Here is a 17623-nt window from a genome sequence, read left to right as displayed (position 1 = left end):
AGTGAGAAACCCGCTCTAAAGTGGTTGAGAAACGATCAAACAAGTAAGGAACCCGCTCCAAAGTAGATGAGAAGTGATCAAACAACTGAAGAACCCGCTCCAAAACCAGTGAAAAGTGATCATATAGCAAGCTCCTCTCTCAATTAAATATCCAGGCTTAGCCACCCAACCCACTGATAGAAAAGAAAGTGAATAATCCAAGCCGTGTATCCATACATTTTAGAAGAATAGAAGTATTTTATTTTGATTACGAACATAAAGAGGTGAACGATTGGAAAATTTGCCACCGGGTTATTTTCAGGTGCCTCAGCCTATTCGAGGTGATGGGGCTGGAGGGGTGGATAAGGGGCCACGGGATATTATGAGGGACTTAGAAAATCCTGATATGCTGGTGCCACCAACGACTGATGCGGGTTTGATTCCAAATTTACGATTCTCGTTTTCAGACACGCATATGACCTTAAATCAAGGTGGGTGGTCACGGGAAATTACGGTTCGTGAATTACCGATTGCTACGACTTTGGCGGGTGTGAATATGAGTTTGGCACCAGGGGGCGTACGTGAGCTGCACTGGCATCAACAGGCGGAGTGGTCTTATATGCTGCTTGGTCATGCTCGCATTACGGCTGTCGATCAAAATGGTTGTAACTTTATAGCGGATGTGGGACCTGGTGATTTATGGTATTTTCCGCCTGGCATTCCTCATTCCATTCAAGGACTTGAGGACGGCTGTGAATTTTTATTAGTATTTGATGATGGGCATTTCTCTGATCTGAATACACTGTCAATTTCGGATTGGTTTGCTCATACGCCAAAAGAAGTGTTATCAGCGAATTTTGGGGTTCCTATCGATGCTTTCGATCACATCCCGAGTGAACAAGTATATATTTATCAGGATCGGGTTCCGGGGCCAATCGATTCTCAGAAAGTGCCATCTCCTTATGGGGAGGTTCCGCAAACCTTTAAACATCGTCTGTTGGCACAGCCTCCATTAAAAACACCTGGAGGCAGTGTGCGCATTGTCGATTCGACTAATTTCCCAATCTCTAAAAATATCGCGGCTGCACTGGTGGAAATTGAGCCAGGGGCGATGCGTGAGTTGCATTGGCATCCAAACAACGATGAATGGCAATATTATCTGCAAGGAAAAGGCCGTATGACAGTTTTCACAGGAAATGGAACGGCTCGAACATTTGATTATCGGGCGGGAGATGTTGGCTATGTCCCATTTGCCACGGGGCATTATATTGAAAATACTGGAACAGAGCCATTATGGTTTTTAGAAATGTTTAAAAGTGATCGATTCCAGGATGTATCCTTAAATCAATGGATGGCGTTAACTCCTAAAGAATTGGTGCAAAGAAATTTGCAGGTTGGTCCTGAGTTGCTTGAGGCTCTCAGAAAAGAAAAATGGCCAGTAGTAAAATGTCCTGGTTTTTCCTATTATCCGAAATAATCAAAGCGGGTGAGGAAGTTCTCACCTGCTTTTAGTTTAATATTGATATTTTTTGCGTGTCAGGAGCAAAATAGCGATGGCTGGTATTGTACAAATGAGCATGGCTGCGAAGGACAGACCTGGCGATATTTCGTATAAATAGCCACCTAAAAATGTAAGGATGGCGGTACTTAAGCCCATAGCTAATGCAGAGTATAAACCCTGTGCATTAGGTATTTGTTCCTTAGGTAGCGCTTTTGTTAAGTAGCGAATAAAGGCAAAATGGGCTAATGCAAAGGATAATGCGTGCAAGGTTTGGGAAGCGATAAATACCCAGACATTTGGGAACATAAAGATTAGTAACCAACGTAGGGAAGAGCCACTCGCTGCTAAGAGTAATAAGGACGATGAGCGCCATTTCGTCAATAACGTATCAGCCTTCATAAAGTAAAGAATTTCACAAATAACAGCGATATTAATAATCATACCCATATAGAATGGATCAACCTGTAAATCTTCTAAATAAATATAACCATAGCTATAATAGGAGGCATGTGCACCCTGTAGCAAGATGACGATGAATAAAACAATGGGGAAGCCTTTGATAGTCCATAGTGTTTTCATCGACAATGATTTTGCACGCTGTTCTTTTGTTGGGACTACCAGTAATTCCTTTGGTGTTGCAAATTGCTGCATAAGTAACATGCCCATCAACCCTATAATCATGCTCCAAAAGATGATGTTCTTTCCAAAAACGCCTGTCAGCATACTAATAATTAACACAGCGATGACAAAGCCAAATGAACCATAGGAACGGCTTTTACCATAATGAATATTGCCATACTGGACAAGCGTAGCTGCACTGCTTTCCACAGCAGGTAATAGCGCTGGGTAAAAAACACTAAATAAAATGGTCACGATTAATAATGCTGTAAAGCCTGTGCTTGGAATATAGAGCAAGGCAGTTAGCAACGAGCCTATTGCTAAAATAGTAATGAGTCGTTTATTGTGTACATATTTTGCAAGTGTTGGGAAGAAGAAAAGATTGGATGTGGCACGAGCTAGGAGCCCACAGCCCATCACTACACTTGCCTGCGAGACGGTTAGATGTTTCGCATCCACCAGCCAACCTGTCCAGTAGGGTAAGAAAATGCCCCAAGTGATAAAAAATGTAAAGAAATTCTGAGAAAGCCATCGTTGATTGTTCATATAATTTCCGTACCTCCATTAACTATGTTGAATAATAGCATGTTCATCGCTACAATAATGTGAGATATCTCATATTTTTTATAGGGGAGAGTAAAAAATGCATATTTTAACAGCTGAAGTCCGTACCCATTATCTTGAAAAATATCCAATCGATGATTTTTTCTCATTTGATATCAATCCCTATTTAGAAGTCCGCCAGTTTGACAAGGGTGAGTGGATCTTCCAGGAAGGCTCATTTCCAGACACCGTGTATTACATGATAGAAGGAAAGGCGAAGCTCTATATGACACATAAAAATGGGAAGGTTTCACTTATTGAATACCTAGAAGCCCCTCTATTTATGGGGGAAATTGAATTGTTAAATGAGGCTAGGTATACAAAGGGGATACAAACCGTCACCAAAACAATTTGCTATTCGATTACACAGTCATGTAAGGAGAAGTTACTTGCGGATGCCTTATTTTTACGTAGACTTTGTGTATTTTTAGGTGAAAAAGCGACAAAAATGACATCTAAATATACACAAAATCAGGCATATCCATTGGAAAATCGCTTAGCAGCCTTTATCCAATTATCTGCCGACCAAGGTGTCTACAGGGAAAAACATACGGAAATCTGTGAGTATTTAGGAGTTTCTTATCGCCATTTATTATATGTTTTGGCACAGTTTTGTGAAGAGAAGATATTAGAAAAGCGGAAGACTGGCTACCAAATTATTGATAAAAAACGTCTCGCGCAGCTTGCACAGGAAATACTATAAAAACAACCAATCCATAAAGGAGGGTCTCAAAAATTATTTGAGATCCTCCTTTTTTTCTTTGAAGAGCAGAGCGTAATTGCCTAATTAAAAATAATTATTCTAGACAAACTAAGTATTCTTTCACTGTACAGAATTGAACTGTGATAAAACTCCTGTATTTTTCAAAAAGTAGAATAGTAAAAATTAATAGGACTTTTATAATGGTTCTTTAGAATTTAATTTGAACTAAAATCTTACATTTTATAGATTGTTTTTCTTAGTACCTGTGTTTATACTATTTTTAGTTATGACAGCTAAGAAAACACATGAGAAAAAATAAGAATAATAAAAAGGAGGAGTTGCAACGCCTTTAGCCCATTTGCTAGAGCTATGCAGCGAGTGAAAAATGTTTTTTTCTAGGAAAGTAGCTGGAGATTATAATTATTTTTCTGCAATAAACTATTCAGATATAGAATCCAATGAGCGATTTAAAGAAAAGTTAGATTTTTTAGCCTTTTCGAAAAATAGGAGAGAGCTAGTTCGTTATTTACGTACTATCTATGAAAATAATCGAAAGGAAATTTTAGACAACCTAACTGAACGTTTATATGACGTACAGGACTTTGTAAAAATAGCTCAGAAGTACCCGGAGATAGGAGGAGAAAAGCAATTAATCGATGACTATTTTGAGAGCTTGTTTGAGGACGAATTAAATCTTCAATATGTTTTTAAAAGAAGAAAATTATCATCCATACTTTTAAGTGTGGGGATATTACCTAATCAAATTATTGCTATCTATATGTTAATCAATCAATTGATGATCCCGCTTATCGTAAAAGAATTAGCTCGAAATCCTAAAAATATGCTGGATGTTTTGCTTGCATTCGAAAGCCTATTGAATATAGATCAGCAAATTATCTTTGAAACCTATATAGAAAACCAGGCTAATTCTGTTGTGACAGGATTAGGGGAAATTATTAAATATAATACACAACTCGTTTCAATCAAAGAACTAATTGAGTTCCAGGAGGTGCAGCAAAAAGAAATTATTGCCGCCAATCAATCGATGCAGGTTTTAGAAAACAGCATTGAAGAAATTGCTGTTTCTGTAAGTGATATTTCCGCTCAGACTAAAACAGCATTGTTTGAATTAAATGAAGATCTCGCCTCTTTAAAACATGTTACGTCTATTTTGCAGGTAACGGATGAAAACCAAAAATCAATGCAAGTAAATATCGGTCTTTTAGTAAACCATGTAAACAGTGTGGCGAAGTTAATGGAGTTAATTAAATCGATTGCTGATCAGACGAATCTTCTGGCACTCAATGCAACAATTGAGGCAGCAAGAGCAGGAGAGGCAGGAAAGGGCTTTACAGTAGTTGCGGAAGAAATACGTAAATTGGCTGATGATACAAAATCGTCCGTACTTTCTATTCATACGGACATCAATGAATTACTGCTCATAACAGCAGACATACAAGACGTTACACAGCAGTTCGCCAAAGACTTGCATAAAGGCGTAGTCGATACAGCGATGATTACAGAAACACTTACAAATTTAAACGATACCATTCAGCAGCAAGGTATTCGTTTTGGGGAGATTGCAGAAACAGCTAAAAGTCAAGCTGCATCGGCTAATTATATTGCTGAGTGCAATCAAAATATCACTGAGAGCATGGAGAAAAGTAAGGAAATTGTATTTCATATGGGCTCCTCCATTTACCAACTAAGCAATATGATTGATGATTACCGTACCAAAACGATTTCAAATAATTACATCATTAGTCAGGAAGATATTATCGAATTAGCGATTACAGATCATTTGCTCTGGAGTTGGAAAATTTATAATTTACTATTAGGATTTGAAAAAATGTCCGAAGAAGAAATAGCCTCCTATCAAAATTGTCGTCTCGGTAAATGGTATTACGGGTTAGGAAAAACATTGCTTGGAGATAAAGTTATTTTCAAAGAGCTCGAAGAACCCCATATGCTCATCCATGAGCTGGCAAAAAAAGCTGTACAGGCATTCAACCATGGCTACAAAGATCAAACGGAAGCTTATCTTCGTGAAATTACTTTGGTTTCTCATAAAGTAGTGGATAAGTTACAGCAATTAAAAGCTCTTTTAGTGAGTGAAAAACAGCAATATGAACGTTAAAAGGGTCTTAGGTTTTAAACATTTCTGGAGGAATAAAAATGGGCATAATTAAACTTAAATCAGTGCGTCAGAAAAATTTATTTGGTTTTTTGCTTGTCTTACTGCTAATGATTATTCTTTCTATTTTTACCATTGAATCGATGAAAAAATTCATAGAGATACCGATCATATCATGCAAGAGCAGCTACCATTGCTTATGCTGGATCAATCAATGGCCTTTAACACAGCAGAAAAAATTGCATTAGCTAGAGGCTATATTTTGACAGGTGATAGTTCTTATAAGAATGAGTTTCAGAAATATGCTGAGCAAGCCAGTATTCTAGAAGAAGAGTTGCTACAACAAACGGAATCTCCAAAGACCGAGGAGCTTCTATTGTTAGGAAGAAAATGGAATGAAATGATTGTTGAAAATGTTTTTCCGCTTTTTGAGCAAGGAAAAATCGAACAAGCTGAAACGATTTTAAATGGGGAGGCTCAAGACTACGCAAGAGAATTAATGAGTGGTTTTACAGCTATGGCTGACGAGCGTAAAAAGGAGGTATTACAACAAGGTATCCAAGTGATTGAAATAGGTAATAAAAATATTCAATTCAACTCGATTTTCACTATTCTGATAGTTCTAACAGGAATTATTATTGCCCTATTTGTAACAAATGGTATAGTGAAACCTATCAAATTGGTTATGAAACGTTTACAAAAAATTGCTGAAGGTGATTTAACTGATCCACCATTAAAAGTTAAATTTCAAGATGAAGTGGCAGAACTGATGAAGGCATCTAATTTTGTTAGTGAAAATAATAATCAGTTATTGCAGCAGGTAAAAGTATCTGCGAAGGAATTACATCAACAAATTGGCTATATTGCACAATCTGTAAAGGATGTATTTAATGGATCAGAGCAGATAACTGAAACGATGATAGAACTTGCCTCAGGCACCGAAGCACAAGCAAATTTAGCAAGTGAAATGGTTTCTAAAATGGAAGTATTTTCTAAGAATATTTGCGAAATGAATGAAAATGGTCAGCATATATTTCAGAGGTCACATGATATCTTAGATATGACTGGTCAGGGAAAAGAGTTAATGGATCAATCCTTGTTACAAATGTCCATCATCCATGAGGTATTTGAGGGGACAGTAACGAATGTCAACAATTTAGAAAAGCAGTCTCAAGAAATTAATCAGCTTGTCACTGTGATTCGAGAGATTTCTGACCAAACGAATTTATTAGCATTGAATGCTGCAATTGAAGCAGCTCGTGCAGGTGATGCGGGAAAAGGCTTTGCTGTCGTAGCAGAGGAAGTAAAGAAATTGGCAACTCAAGTTTCCTATTCTGTAGTTGAAATTACAGGCATTGTGGAGAAAATTCAACAGGAAACCAACACAGTGACAGAATTTCTGCAAAAGGGGTATGTAGAAGTCGTGAGGGGATCAGAGCAAATGAAAATGACTGGGCATACCTTTGAAAATATTAATGAAGCCGTTAAAATGGTGACGATTACTATCCAAGATACATCTGAAATAATTGAAATCGTCATGAGGGATAGTGAAAGTGTAAGTAAAATGATTGAGGAAATAGCTGCTGTCACAGAGGAGGCTGCAGCTAGTGTGGAGCAAACCGCTGCATCCGCAGAGCAATCCAGTAGCTCGCTTCAAGTTGTTACGAGCAGTGCAGATCAGTTAACCCGAACAGCCGATCAACTAGAGGAATTAATCCAGTTTTATAAGTTATAAATTAAAAATGGGTTTGACTTCTTTAAATGAAGTCAAACCCATTTTTGTTGTATTCACTTTTTTTAATGAACCAGCGAGCGATATCCTTTCCACTATGGTAAAATTCCACTTCATTTACCTTGTTTTTTTGGATGGAGAGGTCAGGGATGTTTTCTAAAACGTCAAAAGGTAAAACACCGATACATAAATGATTATTTGTTAGATAATCTCCTTGTTGCTTACTGCCACTTTGTATCGATTCACTATGCTTGTTCATTGAGTTTTGTGTCATATGGAATGCAAGTAGTTCTCCTTGTGCCAATGCTGTGCTTGATGAGTAACCAGTACTTTTCATTCAACATGCCCCCTTTTGTCGTTACATTTATTGTACAAGACTAGATGGGAAAATAGCCGTTATTTACAAGGCTTTTACAATAACTTTAAGGTACATGGAAGATTTAGTAATTTGTAACCGTATTCATACCTTTATGGGATATAAACCATAGAAAACTGATATAAATTCTTTTTAAAAAACTCATACTCAAACTATTGTGAATTTTTCTAACACGAAGTATTATTGTAATTAGATTTAACGTGAAAGTTTTCACAAAGTCGCGAAATCGTTAGGAGGAATTTTTAATGAGTGCAATTCGAGTAGGTATTGTAGGATATGGAAATTTAGGACGTGGTGTGGAGTATGCCATTTCACAAAATCCAGATATGGAATTAGTAGCAGTGTTCACACGACGTGATCCTTCAACAGTAAACGTAGCAAGCAATGCGAGCGTATATTTAGTAGATGACGCTGAAAAATTCCAAAACGACATTGATGTTATGATTTTATGTGGTGGTTCTGCAACAGATTTACCAGAGCAAGGTCCACATTTTGCACAATGGTTTAATACAATTGATAGCTTCGATACACATGCGAAAATTCCTGAATTTTTCGATGCTGTAGATGCAGCGGCACAAAAATCTGGTAAAGTATCTGTTATCTCAGTTGGTTGGGATCCAGGTCTATTCTCTTTAAATCGTCTACTTGGAGAATCAGTATTACCAGTTGGTACAACATATACATTCTGGGGCGATGGCCTAAGTCAAGGACATTCAGATGCTGTTCGTCGTATTGAAGGCGTAAAAAATGCTGTTCAATACACATTACCGATTAAAGAAGCGGTAGAACGAGTTCGTAACGGTGAAAACCCTGAACTAACAACACGTGAAAAACATGCACGTGAATGTTGGGTTGTATTAGAAGAAGGTGCAGATGCAACAAAGGTTGAACAAGAAATTGTCACAATGCCTAACTATTTCGATGAATATGACACAACAGTGAACTTCATTTCTGAAGATGAATTTAAAGCAAATCATACTGGTATGCCACATGGTGGTTTTGTCATTCGCAGTGGTGACAGTGGTGCAAACGATAAACAAATTCTCGAATTCTCATTAAAACTGGACAGTAATCCAAACTTTACATCTAGCGTATTAGTGGCTTATGCACGTGCAGCACACCGTTTAAGTCAAGCGGGTGATAAAGGTGCGAAAACAGTATTTGATATCCCATTCAGCCTGCTTTCGCCAAAATCAGCTGCTGAATTACGTAAAGAATTACTATAATCATAGCTAATGATCCCGATTATCATATAGTTGATAATCGGGAATTTTTTTAAGCCTAATTTATTTGCTAAAGTTCGTTGCCAATAAAACGGTACGGTTGTGTTATGATATTTCGTCCATCTTAGAAATTCATCTACATGTCGAATGCCAAATTCTAAGACTGCTTGATAAATAAAAATGGAGGCGTATTGTGTGGGAAGATGAAGTAATGCTTCCTTTATAGCAAGAATAGTTTTTCTAGTTGCCGCTGTTAAATTTTCTTTCATAAATGATACTAAGTCTTTGACATTGCCCCTTTTTGGCTATTGGAAAATAACCACATATCCATATTTCACTCAAGTTCCTCCGCTCGGTAAAGCAGTTTAAAATAATATCCATTAAAATCGGAACTCGTATAATCTCTATATTTAAGTTCAATGACGTTCTTATTCAGTGTAAGCATGGCTAATTCGCTCATTATGATGTGAGGATTAGGTACATCATAAAATGTTTCAAGGTCAATATCGGGGGAAACCATCAAATTATAAGCAGCTGCCCCTACTACAAAGCAATCGCCTACAGTGCGCCATTTCTGAATCAATTGTAAGTCAGTTAAAACTCTTTCTGCTTTCTGTTTCCTTTTCATTGCTCTATCAAGACTATTCATTTATCCACTTTTCTTCTAAATTTTAGTAATATAACAGAGTAAAAAAATTAGGAAGAAAATACAAACTAAATTCTACTTCCATTCCACAAACAAAAAATGGGGATAAAATCTATAAAAATACATAAAAAATATGGTAAACTGTCAATAATTTAATAATCTGAATTTTTGTAGAAATTTTTGTAACCTTACAAAATATGGAGGTTATGTTTAAATGACAGCAGATATTGTTATTCAATCAAAATGTATGGCGCCCAATCCATCCACGCATTGCATTAATAGAGCAACACTAATGCGAACGCTAAAGAAAACTCGTCATCATACTTGTACTTTTTTGCATAGCGGTGCAGGGTATGGTAAAACAACCATTCTAACTCAATTTCTTGCAACCGAATCAAGTACATTTTCTTGGTACAGTATTTCTGATGAAGATGATAATTTATTACCCTTTTTGAGACATCTCTTTTTTAGTATACAGCGCGTCGTACCGAAGTTTGGTCATACATTTGGTGGATGGGATCAATTATCACGCTTTCCTAAGATGGATGAGCTCAATCGTTGGTATAAGCTATTTATCAATTGCCTCTGTGATATAGAGGAGCCTCTTCTCATCGTGATTGACGACTTTCACCTAGTAGACCATGTTTTTCCTATTAATTATTTCATGGAAAAAATCATTGAATTTGCTCCACCTAGCATTCATTTTATTATTGCTTCAAGAACACTACCCAATTGGGATATTATGAGGAAATTAAGGCTGCAAAAAAAATGGTTGGTTATGAAAGAGGACGAACTGGCCTTTTCAGCTGAGGAAATTGCGGTGTTTTTCGAAGAATATGTAGATGTACATTTATCCGAAGCTGAAATAAAAAAGGTTTTAGAGATCACTGAGGGCTGGGCCATTAGCCTCTCTTTATTGGCAGAGCAATGGCATCATGCTTCGTTAGATCATTGGCTGAGGATTCCCACAAATGAGCTATTCACATATTTATCAGAGGAAGTTTATAGTAGAATGACTGCTACTGAGCAGGAGACTATCTTAAAATTAGCGATTTTTCCAACTTTTTCTGCGGAGTTATTGGAAGCGTTTTATGGCACTGAGATTGCGCAAATGCTAAATGCATTAACTCAGCGTCATTTATTTATTCAACCTGTGACAACAGATGGCTTATATCGTTTTCATGCATTGTTTAGTCGATTTTTAGAAATGAAATGGCGACAGTTTCCAACTCTACATGCGGATCTTCATAAACAAGCAGCTTTGTATTATGGAGAACTTCAAAATATTCAAGCTGTCCTGTATCATGCCTTTAAAACGAATGATCATCATTTTTGTGGAGAGCTACTACAGCTTCATGCAGAATCAATCGTACATGCTGGTCAATTTGAATGGTTGCTCGAAAAAATCAATCGATTTAGTGCACAGGAAAAAGATAAATTTTATAAATTATATTATTTTGAGGGCGAATGTCATCGCTACCGAGCTTATTATGAAAAAGCAAAACAATCCTATGAAAAATGTGCAATCATCGCACAGCAGCAGCGTGATCACCTATTTATGACAAAGTCTCAAGCTGGGATAGCCCATATTTACTTAGACACTATTCAACCAGCTTTAGCAGAGCCATATCTTGAGAAAGCATTAGAGCTTGCGAAACATACACCATTGCGCAAAGAGGAACTACTAGAACTTCAACGGCAATACGCTGAAAATTTAGTGAATCTAGGGAAGGCCAAGGGTGCACAGCTCTTTATGGAGGACGTTGCATTGCCAGAGAATGTCATACAACGAGCGAATGTCGATGTGCGTGTTTTACTACGAACAGGACAACTACAGGAAGCCAAGGAGTTATTAGCGCAGCGACTTGAATTACCGCCTCAGCTTGTTGCAACCCATCGTGAAAGTGAACTGCTGGCAGCTTTCGTTTATGCATTGTTAGGTCAGGGCAAAGAAGCCTGGTATGCTGCCCAACATGGAATTCGAAGAGGAATAAAGGAGAAGTCTATTTTCATAGAGGCGGTTGGGTATATCAGAAAGGCTCATGCACTGCTGTTAATGGATTATCCAGATCATCAGGGGGCATGTCAAGCCTATGAAAAAGCATTGACCCTCATGAATGCCATTAATATTTCTCGTGTGAAGGCTGAGCCATATATGGGGTTAGCCATTGTCAAACATTCGTTAGGAGATATGGTAGCGGCGAAGAAATACTTAGCACTGGGCTTACAGGAAACCGAGCAAGTTCAAGATGCTTGGATGACTGCGCTTATTCTTTTAGCAGAAGTAAAAATCATCCTTACTGAGCAAGAAATGGGGAGAGCGAAGCAATTATTAAAGAAGACACAGCAACTATTTCAGGAGTGCGGTGATCGCAATGGCTTGATGCATGTGTTATTTTATCAATCAATGATTGCCCTGAAAGAGTGTAATAAGAAGCCGTTTCAACAGTATTTTCAACAGTTTGCACAACTATGTGTTTCAAATGGCTATGAATACTTCTTACAAAGACCAACGATACTTGGTCCAAGCAATCGAATGGTTTTTTACGAGCTATTGCAATTTAGTCAAATATGTCAGATGGAGCATCCAGCTATCTTATCATTGCAAAGTCATTTTCAGGTCGAGGATAGTATTAGTTATCCGCATGATGAAGTACAGATGAATCTTTTTGGAAGTTTACATTTAATTCGTACACAACGAAAGCTGGAAGACAAAGAATGGCAACGTGATAAATCGAAGGAATTATTCGTGTACCTCTACTGCCATCGCCATCGCTTTACTCCAAAGGAAGAAATAGCACAGGCATTATGGCCCGAGCGTAGTGTCGAGTCCTTGGATCGAGATTTTAAGGTGGTCTTAAATACGTTACTCAAAGTGTTAGAGCCACAACGCCATGCAAGACAAGAGGGCTTTTTCATTCAGCGGAAAAATAATATGTATCAGTTACAAAATATTGCTTTTCTCCAAATTGATGTTGAACGCTTTCACTATTATTACAGCTTAGGAATGAACGAATTTGATCCACAGCTGTCCAATGAGTGGCTCTTATTAGCAGAAGCAAGCTATACGGATGTGCTCTATGCGGAAAAAAAGCAAATCGACTGGCTAACGCAGGACCGTGAAAAGCTACAATTTTTATATATCGAAGTTTTGGAACGATTGGCACAAAATGCAACAAGGCAACAGCAATATAAAAAAGCCATTTTTTTCGCAGAAAAGATGCTACGCGAGGATGCACTTTGGGAGGAAGCGTATCGCCTGCTCATGTACAGCCACTACCAGCTCCAAAATCGCTCTCTTGCCTTAAAATGGTATGAAAAATGTGTCCAGCAATTACAACAGGAGCTTAACACAACCCCAATGGAATCCACCATGTCAGTTTATGACTTGATAATGGGTTAGCCAGTGTTGTTTAGGCTAAGCGAAGTGATTCGAACTGCTCCTAAGTAGTATGAAAGTGCTCCTATTGAGGGGAGGCCCGCTCCTAAGAGTAGACAAAGCGCTCTAATTAAGGCTAGAGCCGCTTATAAACCGTGTCAACTCGCTCCAACAGTGGCGTAGTCTATATAAACTATAAAAAAATGTAACCTATTTGGAGGAACAACAATGCCATTTTGTCAGACGAAAAAAGCGAATATATACTACGAAATAATTGGAACAGGGATACCTATCATCATGCTACATGGTTTTTCTCCTGATCATCGTTTGATGAAGGGCTGTATGGAGCCTGTATTTAAAGAAAGTGAAGGGTGGAAACGTATTTATGTGGATCTTCCAGGAATGGGGAAGACAACAGACTATACATCGATTCAGAACTCGGATGAAATGCTAGAAGCAATTATCGAATTTGTACACACAATCATTCCGCAAGAATCGTACCTGTTGGTTGGTGAATCTTATGGTGGCTATTTAGCGCGCGGTATTATGAGGAAATCAGTGGATCAACTTTTAGGTACGGCCTTTATTTGTCCTCTCATCATTCCTGAAAAAGAACAACGTACGGTGCCACCGCATTGTATTGTACAAGCAGATACTGCTTTTTTATCAACATTAAGTCAGCAGGAGCAAGATGATTTTATGTCTAATCAAGTTGTCTTAGATGCCTATAATTGGGAGCGCTATTCAACCGAGGTGTTGGCAGGGTGTAATCTAGCAGATCAGGCATTTTTAGAAAAAATTCAGCAAAGCTACGGATTTTCCTTTACCGTTGACGAAAAGTCCTTTGATAAGCCAAGTCTCTTTTTGCTTGGTAAACAAGATTCTGTGGTTGGCTATAAGGACGCGTTTTCACTTCTAGAGAAGTTTCCCAGAGCAAGCTTCGCCATTTTAGATAGAGCTGGCCACAATTTGCAGATCGAGCAACCTGGATTGTTTACTGAGCTGATGAGTGAATGGCTGAGTCGTGTAGAGGGAGAGATGGATTAAAGTGATACTTGCAAATGATAAATTACTTTTAAGAGAATTTAGGCAGCAAGACTGGGTTGATGTGCATAAATATGCCTCCCAGGAGGTTGTTAGTAGGTATCAAACATGGGGACCGAATTCAGAAGAGGATACAAAAGAATTCATTCAGGATGCTCTCGATGAAGCCACACAAACACCAAGGGAACGATATGTTTTTGCTATTATTCATCAAGAAACGGTAATAGGTGCAGTAGAAATGATGATTAAGGATTTTACAAATAAAGTTGGGGAAATTGGCTATATTGTAAATCCAGACTATTGGGGTAAGGGAGTAGCAACGCAGAGTGCTAAATTATTGGTCACTTTTGGCTTTGAAACATTAAAGCTCCATCGTATTTATGCAACTTGCGACCCTCGAAATATTGGATCATCTAAAGTGTTAGAAAAAATAGGAATGTCAAAAGAAGGAGTATTACGTGAAAACATGTTAATGAAAGATGGCGTTTGGCGAGATTCATTATTGTATAGTATGTTGAAACAAGAATGGTTATCATGAAACGTACGATTAAAAGTCATCTTTACGGTATAAAACTAGGCAGAAGGAAAAAAGCAATAAGAATCCAATGTATCACTGCAATAATGAGAAACAAATTATAAGAAATAAATGTGAACTCTAAAAAGCAAGAATGTTGATTTCTAAACATTCTTGCTTTTTGTTTTAAGAAATGTTGTTTAGTTGCCATTCTGGTTCGCTGCATTTTCGGAATAGAACTATGTTTGTCCCTGTCGTTACGCTTCGCTACACTTTCGGGACAGAGCTAGGTGGCTCATATTTGAGCCATCTAGCTTGTAACTAATTTGTAACTGAACTTTTATATAGTGTTGTCATAGCAAGAAAGCGCTTTCTAGGGAGCTTATTTTGAAGGGGGATATGGGATGAGGAAGCAGTGGTATTGGTTTCTTTTAGTGATGTTGGCTGTGTTGTTGGTGGCTTGTAATGGGGAAACGAAAGACGGTGCAACGGAAGCGGATTCTTCTGATGGGGAGACGAAGGCGGTCACTGCGGAAGGCGGCACAATTAAGATTGGTGTGCTTGCATCGTTAACTGGGGCACTTGAGTCATATGGGAAGCAGACACAGCGAGGATTTGATTTAGGCATTGAGTATGCAACAGGCGGCACGATGGAGGTCAATGGTAAGAAAATAGAAATTGTATATGAGGATACAGAGACAAAGCCAGAGGTGGCTGTGCAAAAAGCGACAAAGCTTTTAGAAGATGATCAGGTTGATTTTTTAGTCGGCTCTTCAAGCTCGGGTGATACGCTCGCTGTTCTACCGCTTGCCGAGGAGTATGAAAAAATTATGGTGGTAGAGCCTGCGGTGGCTGACAGTATTACAGGTTCAGAGTTCAATGAGTATATTTTCCGTACAGGTCGTAATTCATCACAGGATGCCTATGCAGCGGCAGCGGCTATTGCAGGTAAAGGTGTGAAGATCGCTACATTTGCGCCAGATTATTCGTTTGGCTGGGATGGTGTGAATGCCTTTAAAACAGCAGCGGAGGAATTAGGGGCTGAAATTGTACTAGAGGAGTATGCAGATCCTGCTGCAACAGACTTTACTTCCAATTTGCAAAAGGTGATTGATGCGAAGCCAGACTATTTGTTTGTGGTATGGGCAGGGGCAAATTCACCATGGAATCAAATTGCAGATCTTAAAATTCAAGAAAAGGGCATTAAAATTTCGACGGGTGCGCCGGATATTATTGCGCTTCAATTTATGAACCCATTGGTTGGGATGGAAGGCTTCTCGGTGTATTATCATACACTTCCTCAAAATGATGTCAATCAATGGTTAGTAGATGAACATCAAAAACGTTTCAATGAAGTGCCCGACTTATTTACTCCTGGCGGCATGTCTGCGGCGATTGCTATTGTGGAGGCATTGAAACAATCGGATGGGGATGCAGACGCCAACAAGTTAATCGACGTTATGGAAGGTATGTCCTTTGAAACACCAAAAGGGACGATGACATTCCGTGAAGAGGATCACCAGGCTCTACAATCCATGTATTCGATTCGCTTAGAGCAACGAGATGGTGTGGATTATCCAGTACCAGTACTTATTCGGGAGCTAAGTCCTGAAGAAACAGCACCCCCCGTTATGAATTAAAGAATTGAGAGGCAGCATGGCTGTCTCTCTACATAAACGTGAGAAGGAAGGGAGTAGAGAATGGAGCCTATATTATATACAGATAATTTAACAATTCGTTTTGGGGGACATACGGCTGTGGATAGCGTTAATTTTCAAATGCCTGAGAAGCATTTAAAGTCCATTATTGGGCCGAATGGTGCTGGGAAAACAACCTTCTTTAATTTGATTAGTGGTGAGCTAAAGCCAACTGCGGGTGATGTGTATTTTAAAGGGCAATCACTAGCCCAAAAGTCAGCCATCGAAAGAACTCGAATGGGATTGGGACGATCTTTTCAGATTACCAATGTATTTCCAAACTTAACAGTTCTCGAAAATGTTCGTTTAGCCGTCCAATCCAAGGAGAGAATTCGTTATCAGCTATTCCGCCATTACAAAAGCTATCAGGCAATTACGGACAAAGCGGAGGAGTTATTGGCACTTGTGCTACTCGACAATAAACGAGATGCCCAGGCAACAATGCTATCCCATGGAGAGAAAAGAAAGCTTGAGATTGCCATGCTACTCGCGTTAGATACAGAAATTCTACTGCTCGATGAACCAACTGCAGGGATGTCATTAGAGGAAGTACCTACGATTTTAGAAATTATTCGAAGCATAAAACAGCAGGGGGATAAAACCATTTTGCTCATTGAACACAAAATGGATATGATTTTGGATTTATCGGATTCTATTATGGTGTTGTTCAATGGTCAGCTATTAGCAGATGGTTCACCAGAGGAAATTATGAATAATGATACTGTGCAACATGCATATTTAGGAGGGCTGTACGATGACCACCTTACTGACATTAAATGAGGTTCACACGCATATTGGTCAATATCATATTTTGCAGGGCGTTAATTTTGAAGCGAAGGAGGGGCAGGTTACTGTACTGCTCGGACGCAATGGCGCAGGGAAAACGACCACCCTAAAAACGATAATGGGTTTAACGCCTGCAACAAAGGGTGACATTGCCTTTCGCTCCCAATCGATAAAAAAAGCCCTACCTATAAGGTGGCTAAATTAGGAATCGGCTATGTACCTGAAAATCAAGGGATTTTTGCAGATTTAACGGTAGAGGAAAACATGAAGGTAGCGATGCGCAAGGAGGATTCAGCCACATTAGAGCGACAGCAATATGTGCTAGAGCTGTTTCCTGACTTAAAGAAGTTTTGGAAAAAGGCTGGTGGGCATTTATCGGGTGGTCAAAAGCAAATGCTGTCCATGGCAAGAGCCTTTATCAATGATAGCCAATTAATACTGATAGATGAGCCTTCCAAGGGACTTGCTCCGATAGTTGTGGAAAAAGTGATGGAAGCGATTGTGGAAATGAAAAAGAAAACGTCCATTGTTCTAGTGGAGCAAAACTTTATCATGGCTAGTCGAATTGGTGATACCTATTCATTAATTGATGATGGGAGAACAGTAAATTCGGGCAATATGCAGGATTTGATTTATGATGAAGAGCTAAAACGCAAGTATCTTGGTATTGGATAGAGGGGGTGACTAA

At 38.7% G+C, this 17623-nt stretch carries 13 protein-coding genes and 1 pseudogene; 11 read left to right on the top strand and 3 right to left on the bottom strand.

Features of this window, described 5'->3' with window-relative positions; all coding sequences use genetic code 11:
• Positions 1 to 271: 271 nt before the first annotated feature.
• A complete protein-coding gene (locus NP781_RS10895; RefSeq protein WP_263081739.1) occupies positions 272 to 1456 on the top strand; it encodes an oxalate decarboxylase family bicupin in 1185 nt (394 codons plus the stop codon).
• Between the two features lie 36 nt (positions 1457 to 1492).
• Here the strand turns inward: NP781_RS10895 and NP781_RS10890 are convergent, their stop codons facing one another.
• Positions 1493 to 2644 carry an MFS transporter gene (locus NP781_RS10890; protein ID WP_221682887.1) on the bottom strand — a complete coding sequence of 384 codons (1152 nt, stop codon included), beginning with the start codon at positions 2642 to 2644 and terminating at the stop codon, positions 1493 to 1495.
• A 97-nt stretch (positions 2645 to 2741) separates the two neighbouring features.
• On the opposite strand from NP781_RS10890, the gene yeiL reads away from it, so the two are divergent.
• The 3 genes from yeiL (at position 2742) to NP781_RS10875 (ending at position 7273) form a co-directional block, all read left to right on the top strand.
• Positions 2742 to 3404: a transcriptional regulator YeiL gene (gene yeiL / locus NP781_RS10885; protein WP_257522253.1), complete on the top strand. Its 663-nt coding sequence runs from the start codon at positions 2742 to 2744 to the stop codon at positions 3402 to 3404.
• 385 nt (positions 3405 to 3789) lie between these two features.
• The gene (locus NP781_RS10880; protein ID WP_257522252.1) at positions 3790 to 5541 is read left to right on the top strand and encodes a methyl-accepting chemotaxis protein; all 1752 of its coding nucleotides are present in this window, start codon (positions 3790 to 3792) and stop codon (positions 5539 to 5541) included.
• A 172-nt stretch (positions 5542 to 5713) separates the two neighbouring features.
• Entirely contained in the window at positions 5714 to 7273 is a 1560-nt protein-coding gene (locus NP781_RS10875; RefSeq protein WP_257522251.1) for a methyl-accepting chemotaxis protein, read from the top strand.
• A 22-nt stretch (positions 7274 to 7295) separates the two neighbouring features.
• Here NP781_RS10875 and NP781_RS10870 read toward each other — a convergent pair whose 3' ends face one another.
• Complete coding sequence (locus NP781_RS10870; protein WP_257522250.1) at positions 7296 to 7607, bottom strand: hypothetical protein; 312 nt, start codon at positions 7605 to 7607, stop codon at positions 7296 to 7298.
• Between the two features lie 284 nt (positions 7608 to 7891).
• Between NP781_RS10870 and NP781_RS10865 the strand changes: the two genes are divergently transcribed.
• Positions 7892 to 8872, top strand: coding sequence for a diaminopimelate dehydrogenase (locus tag NP781_RS10865; protein WP_009371727.1), 981 nt, complete (start codon positions 7892 to 7894; stop codon positions 8870 to 8872).
• 331 nt (positions 8873 to 9203) lie between these two features.
• Here the strand turns inward: NP781_RS10865 and NP781_RS10860 are convergent, their stop codons facing one another.
• Positions 9204 to 9518, bottom strand: coding sequence for a hypothetical protein (locus tag NP781_RS10860; protein ID WP_257522249.1), 315 nt, complete (start codon positions 9516 to 9518; stop codon positions 9204 to 9206).
• A gap of 211 nt (positions 9519 to 9729) precedes the next feature.
• On the opposite strand from NP781_RS10860, the gene NP781_RS10855 reads away from it, so the two are divergent.
• From NP781_RS10855 to NP781_RS10830, 6 genes and pseudogenes are all read left to right on the top strand, one after another.
• On the top strand, positions 9730 to 12918 hold the full coding sequence (locus tag NP781_RS10855; RefSeq protein WP_221682882.1) for a winged helix-turn-helix domain-containing protein: 3189 nt from the start codon (positions 9730 to 9732) through the stop codon (positions 12916 to 12918).
• A gap of 204 nt (positions 12919 to 13122) precedes the next feature.
• Complete coding sequence (locus NP781_RS10850) at positions 13123 to 13941, top strand: alpha/beta fold hydrolase (RefSeq protein ID WP_257522248.1); 819 nt, start codon at positions 13123 to 13125, stop codon at positions 13939 to 13941.
• 1 nt (position 13942) lies between these two features.
• Positions 13943 to 14476, top strand: a complete 534-nt coding sequence (locus tag NP781_RS10845) for a GNAT family N-acetyltransferase (protein ID WP_221682880.1) — start codon at positions 13943 to 13945, stop codon at positions 14474 to 14476.
• Positions 14477 to 14856: 380 nt separating this feature from the next.
• Positions 14857 to 16092 carry a substrate-binding domain-containing protein gene (locus NP781_RS10840; protein WP_257522247.1) on the top strand — a complete coding sequence of 412 codons (1236 nt, stop codon included), beginning with the start codon at positions 14857 to 14859 and terminating at the stop codon, positions 16090 to 16092.
• A gap of 60 nt (positions 16093 to 16152) precedes the next feature.
• Positions 16153 to 16929, top strand: coding sequence for an ABC transporter ATP-binding protein (locus NP781_RS10835; protein WP_221682878.1), 777 nt, complete (start codon positions 16153 to 16155; stop codon positions 16927 to 16929).
• A pseudogene (locus NP781_RS10830) lies at positions 16904 to 17610 on the top strand (ABC transporter ATP-binding protein). Before NP781_RS10835 ends, NP781_RS10830 begins: the two are co-directional and overlap by 26 nt.
• Positions 17611 to 17623 lie beyond the last annotated feature (13 nt).

This window comes from Lysinibacillus sp. FN11, from assembly GCF_024628845.1.
In the GTDB taxonomy this organism is placed as follows: domain Bacteria; phylum Bacillota; class Bacilli; order Bacillales_A; family Planococcaceae; genus Lysinibacillus; species Lysinibacillus capsici.
Note: the sequence above shows the minus strand (reverse complement) of the source record. Positions and strands in the feature narration are given on the sequence as shown.

Coding starts and splice junctions, on each gene's coding strand:
- NP781_RS10860 (WP_257522249.1), bottom strand. CDS start 9,518: ATGAATAGTCTTGATAGAGCAATGAAAAGGAAACAGAAAGCAGAAAGA.
- NP781_RS10865 (WP_009371727.1), top strand. CDS start 7,892: ATGAGTGCAATTCGAGTAGGTATTGTAGGATATGGAAATTTAGGACGT.
- NP781_RS10855 (WP_221682882.1), top strand. CDS start 9,730: ATGACAGCAGATATTGTTATTCAATCAAAATGTATGGCGCCCAATCCA.
- yeiL (WP_257522253.1), top strand. CDS start 2,742: ATGCATATTTTAACAGCTGAAGTCCGTACCCATTATCTTGAAAAATAT.
- NP781_RS10890 (WP_221682887.1), bottom strand. CDS start 2,644: ATGAACAATCAACGATGGCTTTCTCAGAATTTCTTTACATTTTTTATC.
- NP781_RS10850 (WP_257522248.1), top strand. CDS start 13,123: ATGCCATTTTGTCAGACGAAAAAAGCGAATATATACTACGAAATAATT.
- NP781_RS10870 (WP_257522250.1), bottom strand. CDS start 7,607: ATGAAAAGTACTGGTTACTCATCAAGCACAGCATTGGCACAAGGAGAA.
- NP781_RS10880 (WP_257522252.1), top strand. CDS start 3,790: ATGTTTTTTTCTAGGAAAGTAGCTGGAGATTATAATTATTTTTCTGCA.
- NP781_RS10835 (WP_221682878.1), top strand. CDS start 16,153: ATGGAGCCTATATTATATACAGATAATTTAACAATTCGTTTTGGGGGA.
- NP781_RS10875 (WP_257522251.1), top strand. CDS start 5,714: ATGCAAGAGCAGCTACCATTGCTTATGCTGGATCAATCAATGGCCTTT.
- NP781_RS10840 (WP_257522247.1), top strand. CDS start 14,857: ATGAGGAAGCAGTGGTATTGGTTTCTTTTAGTGATGTTGGCTGTGTTG.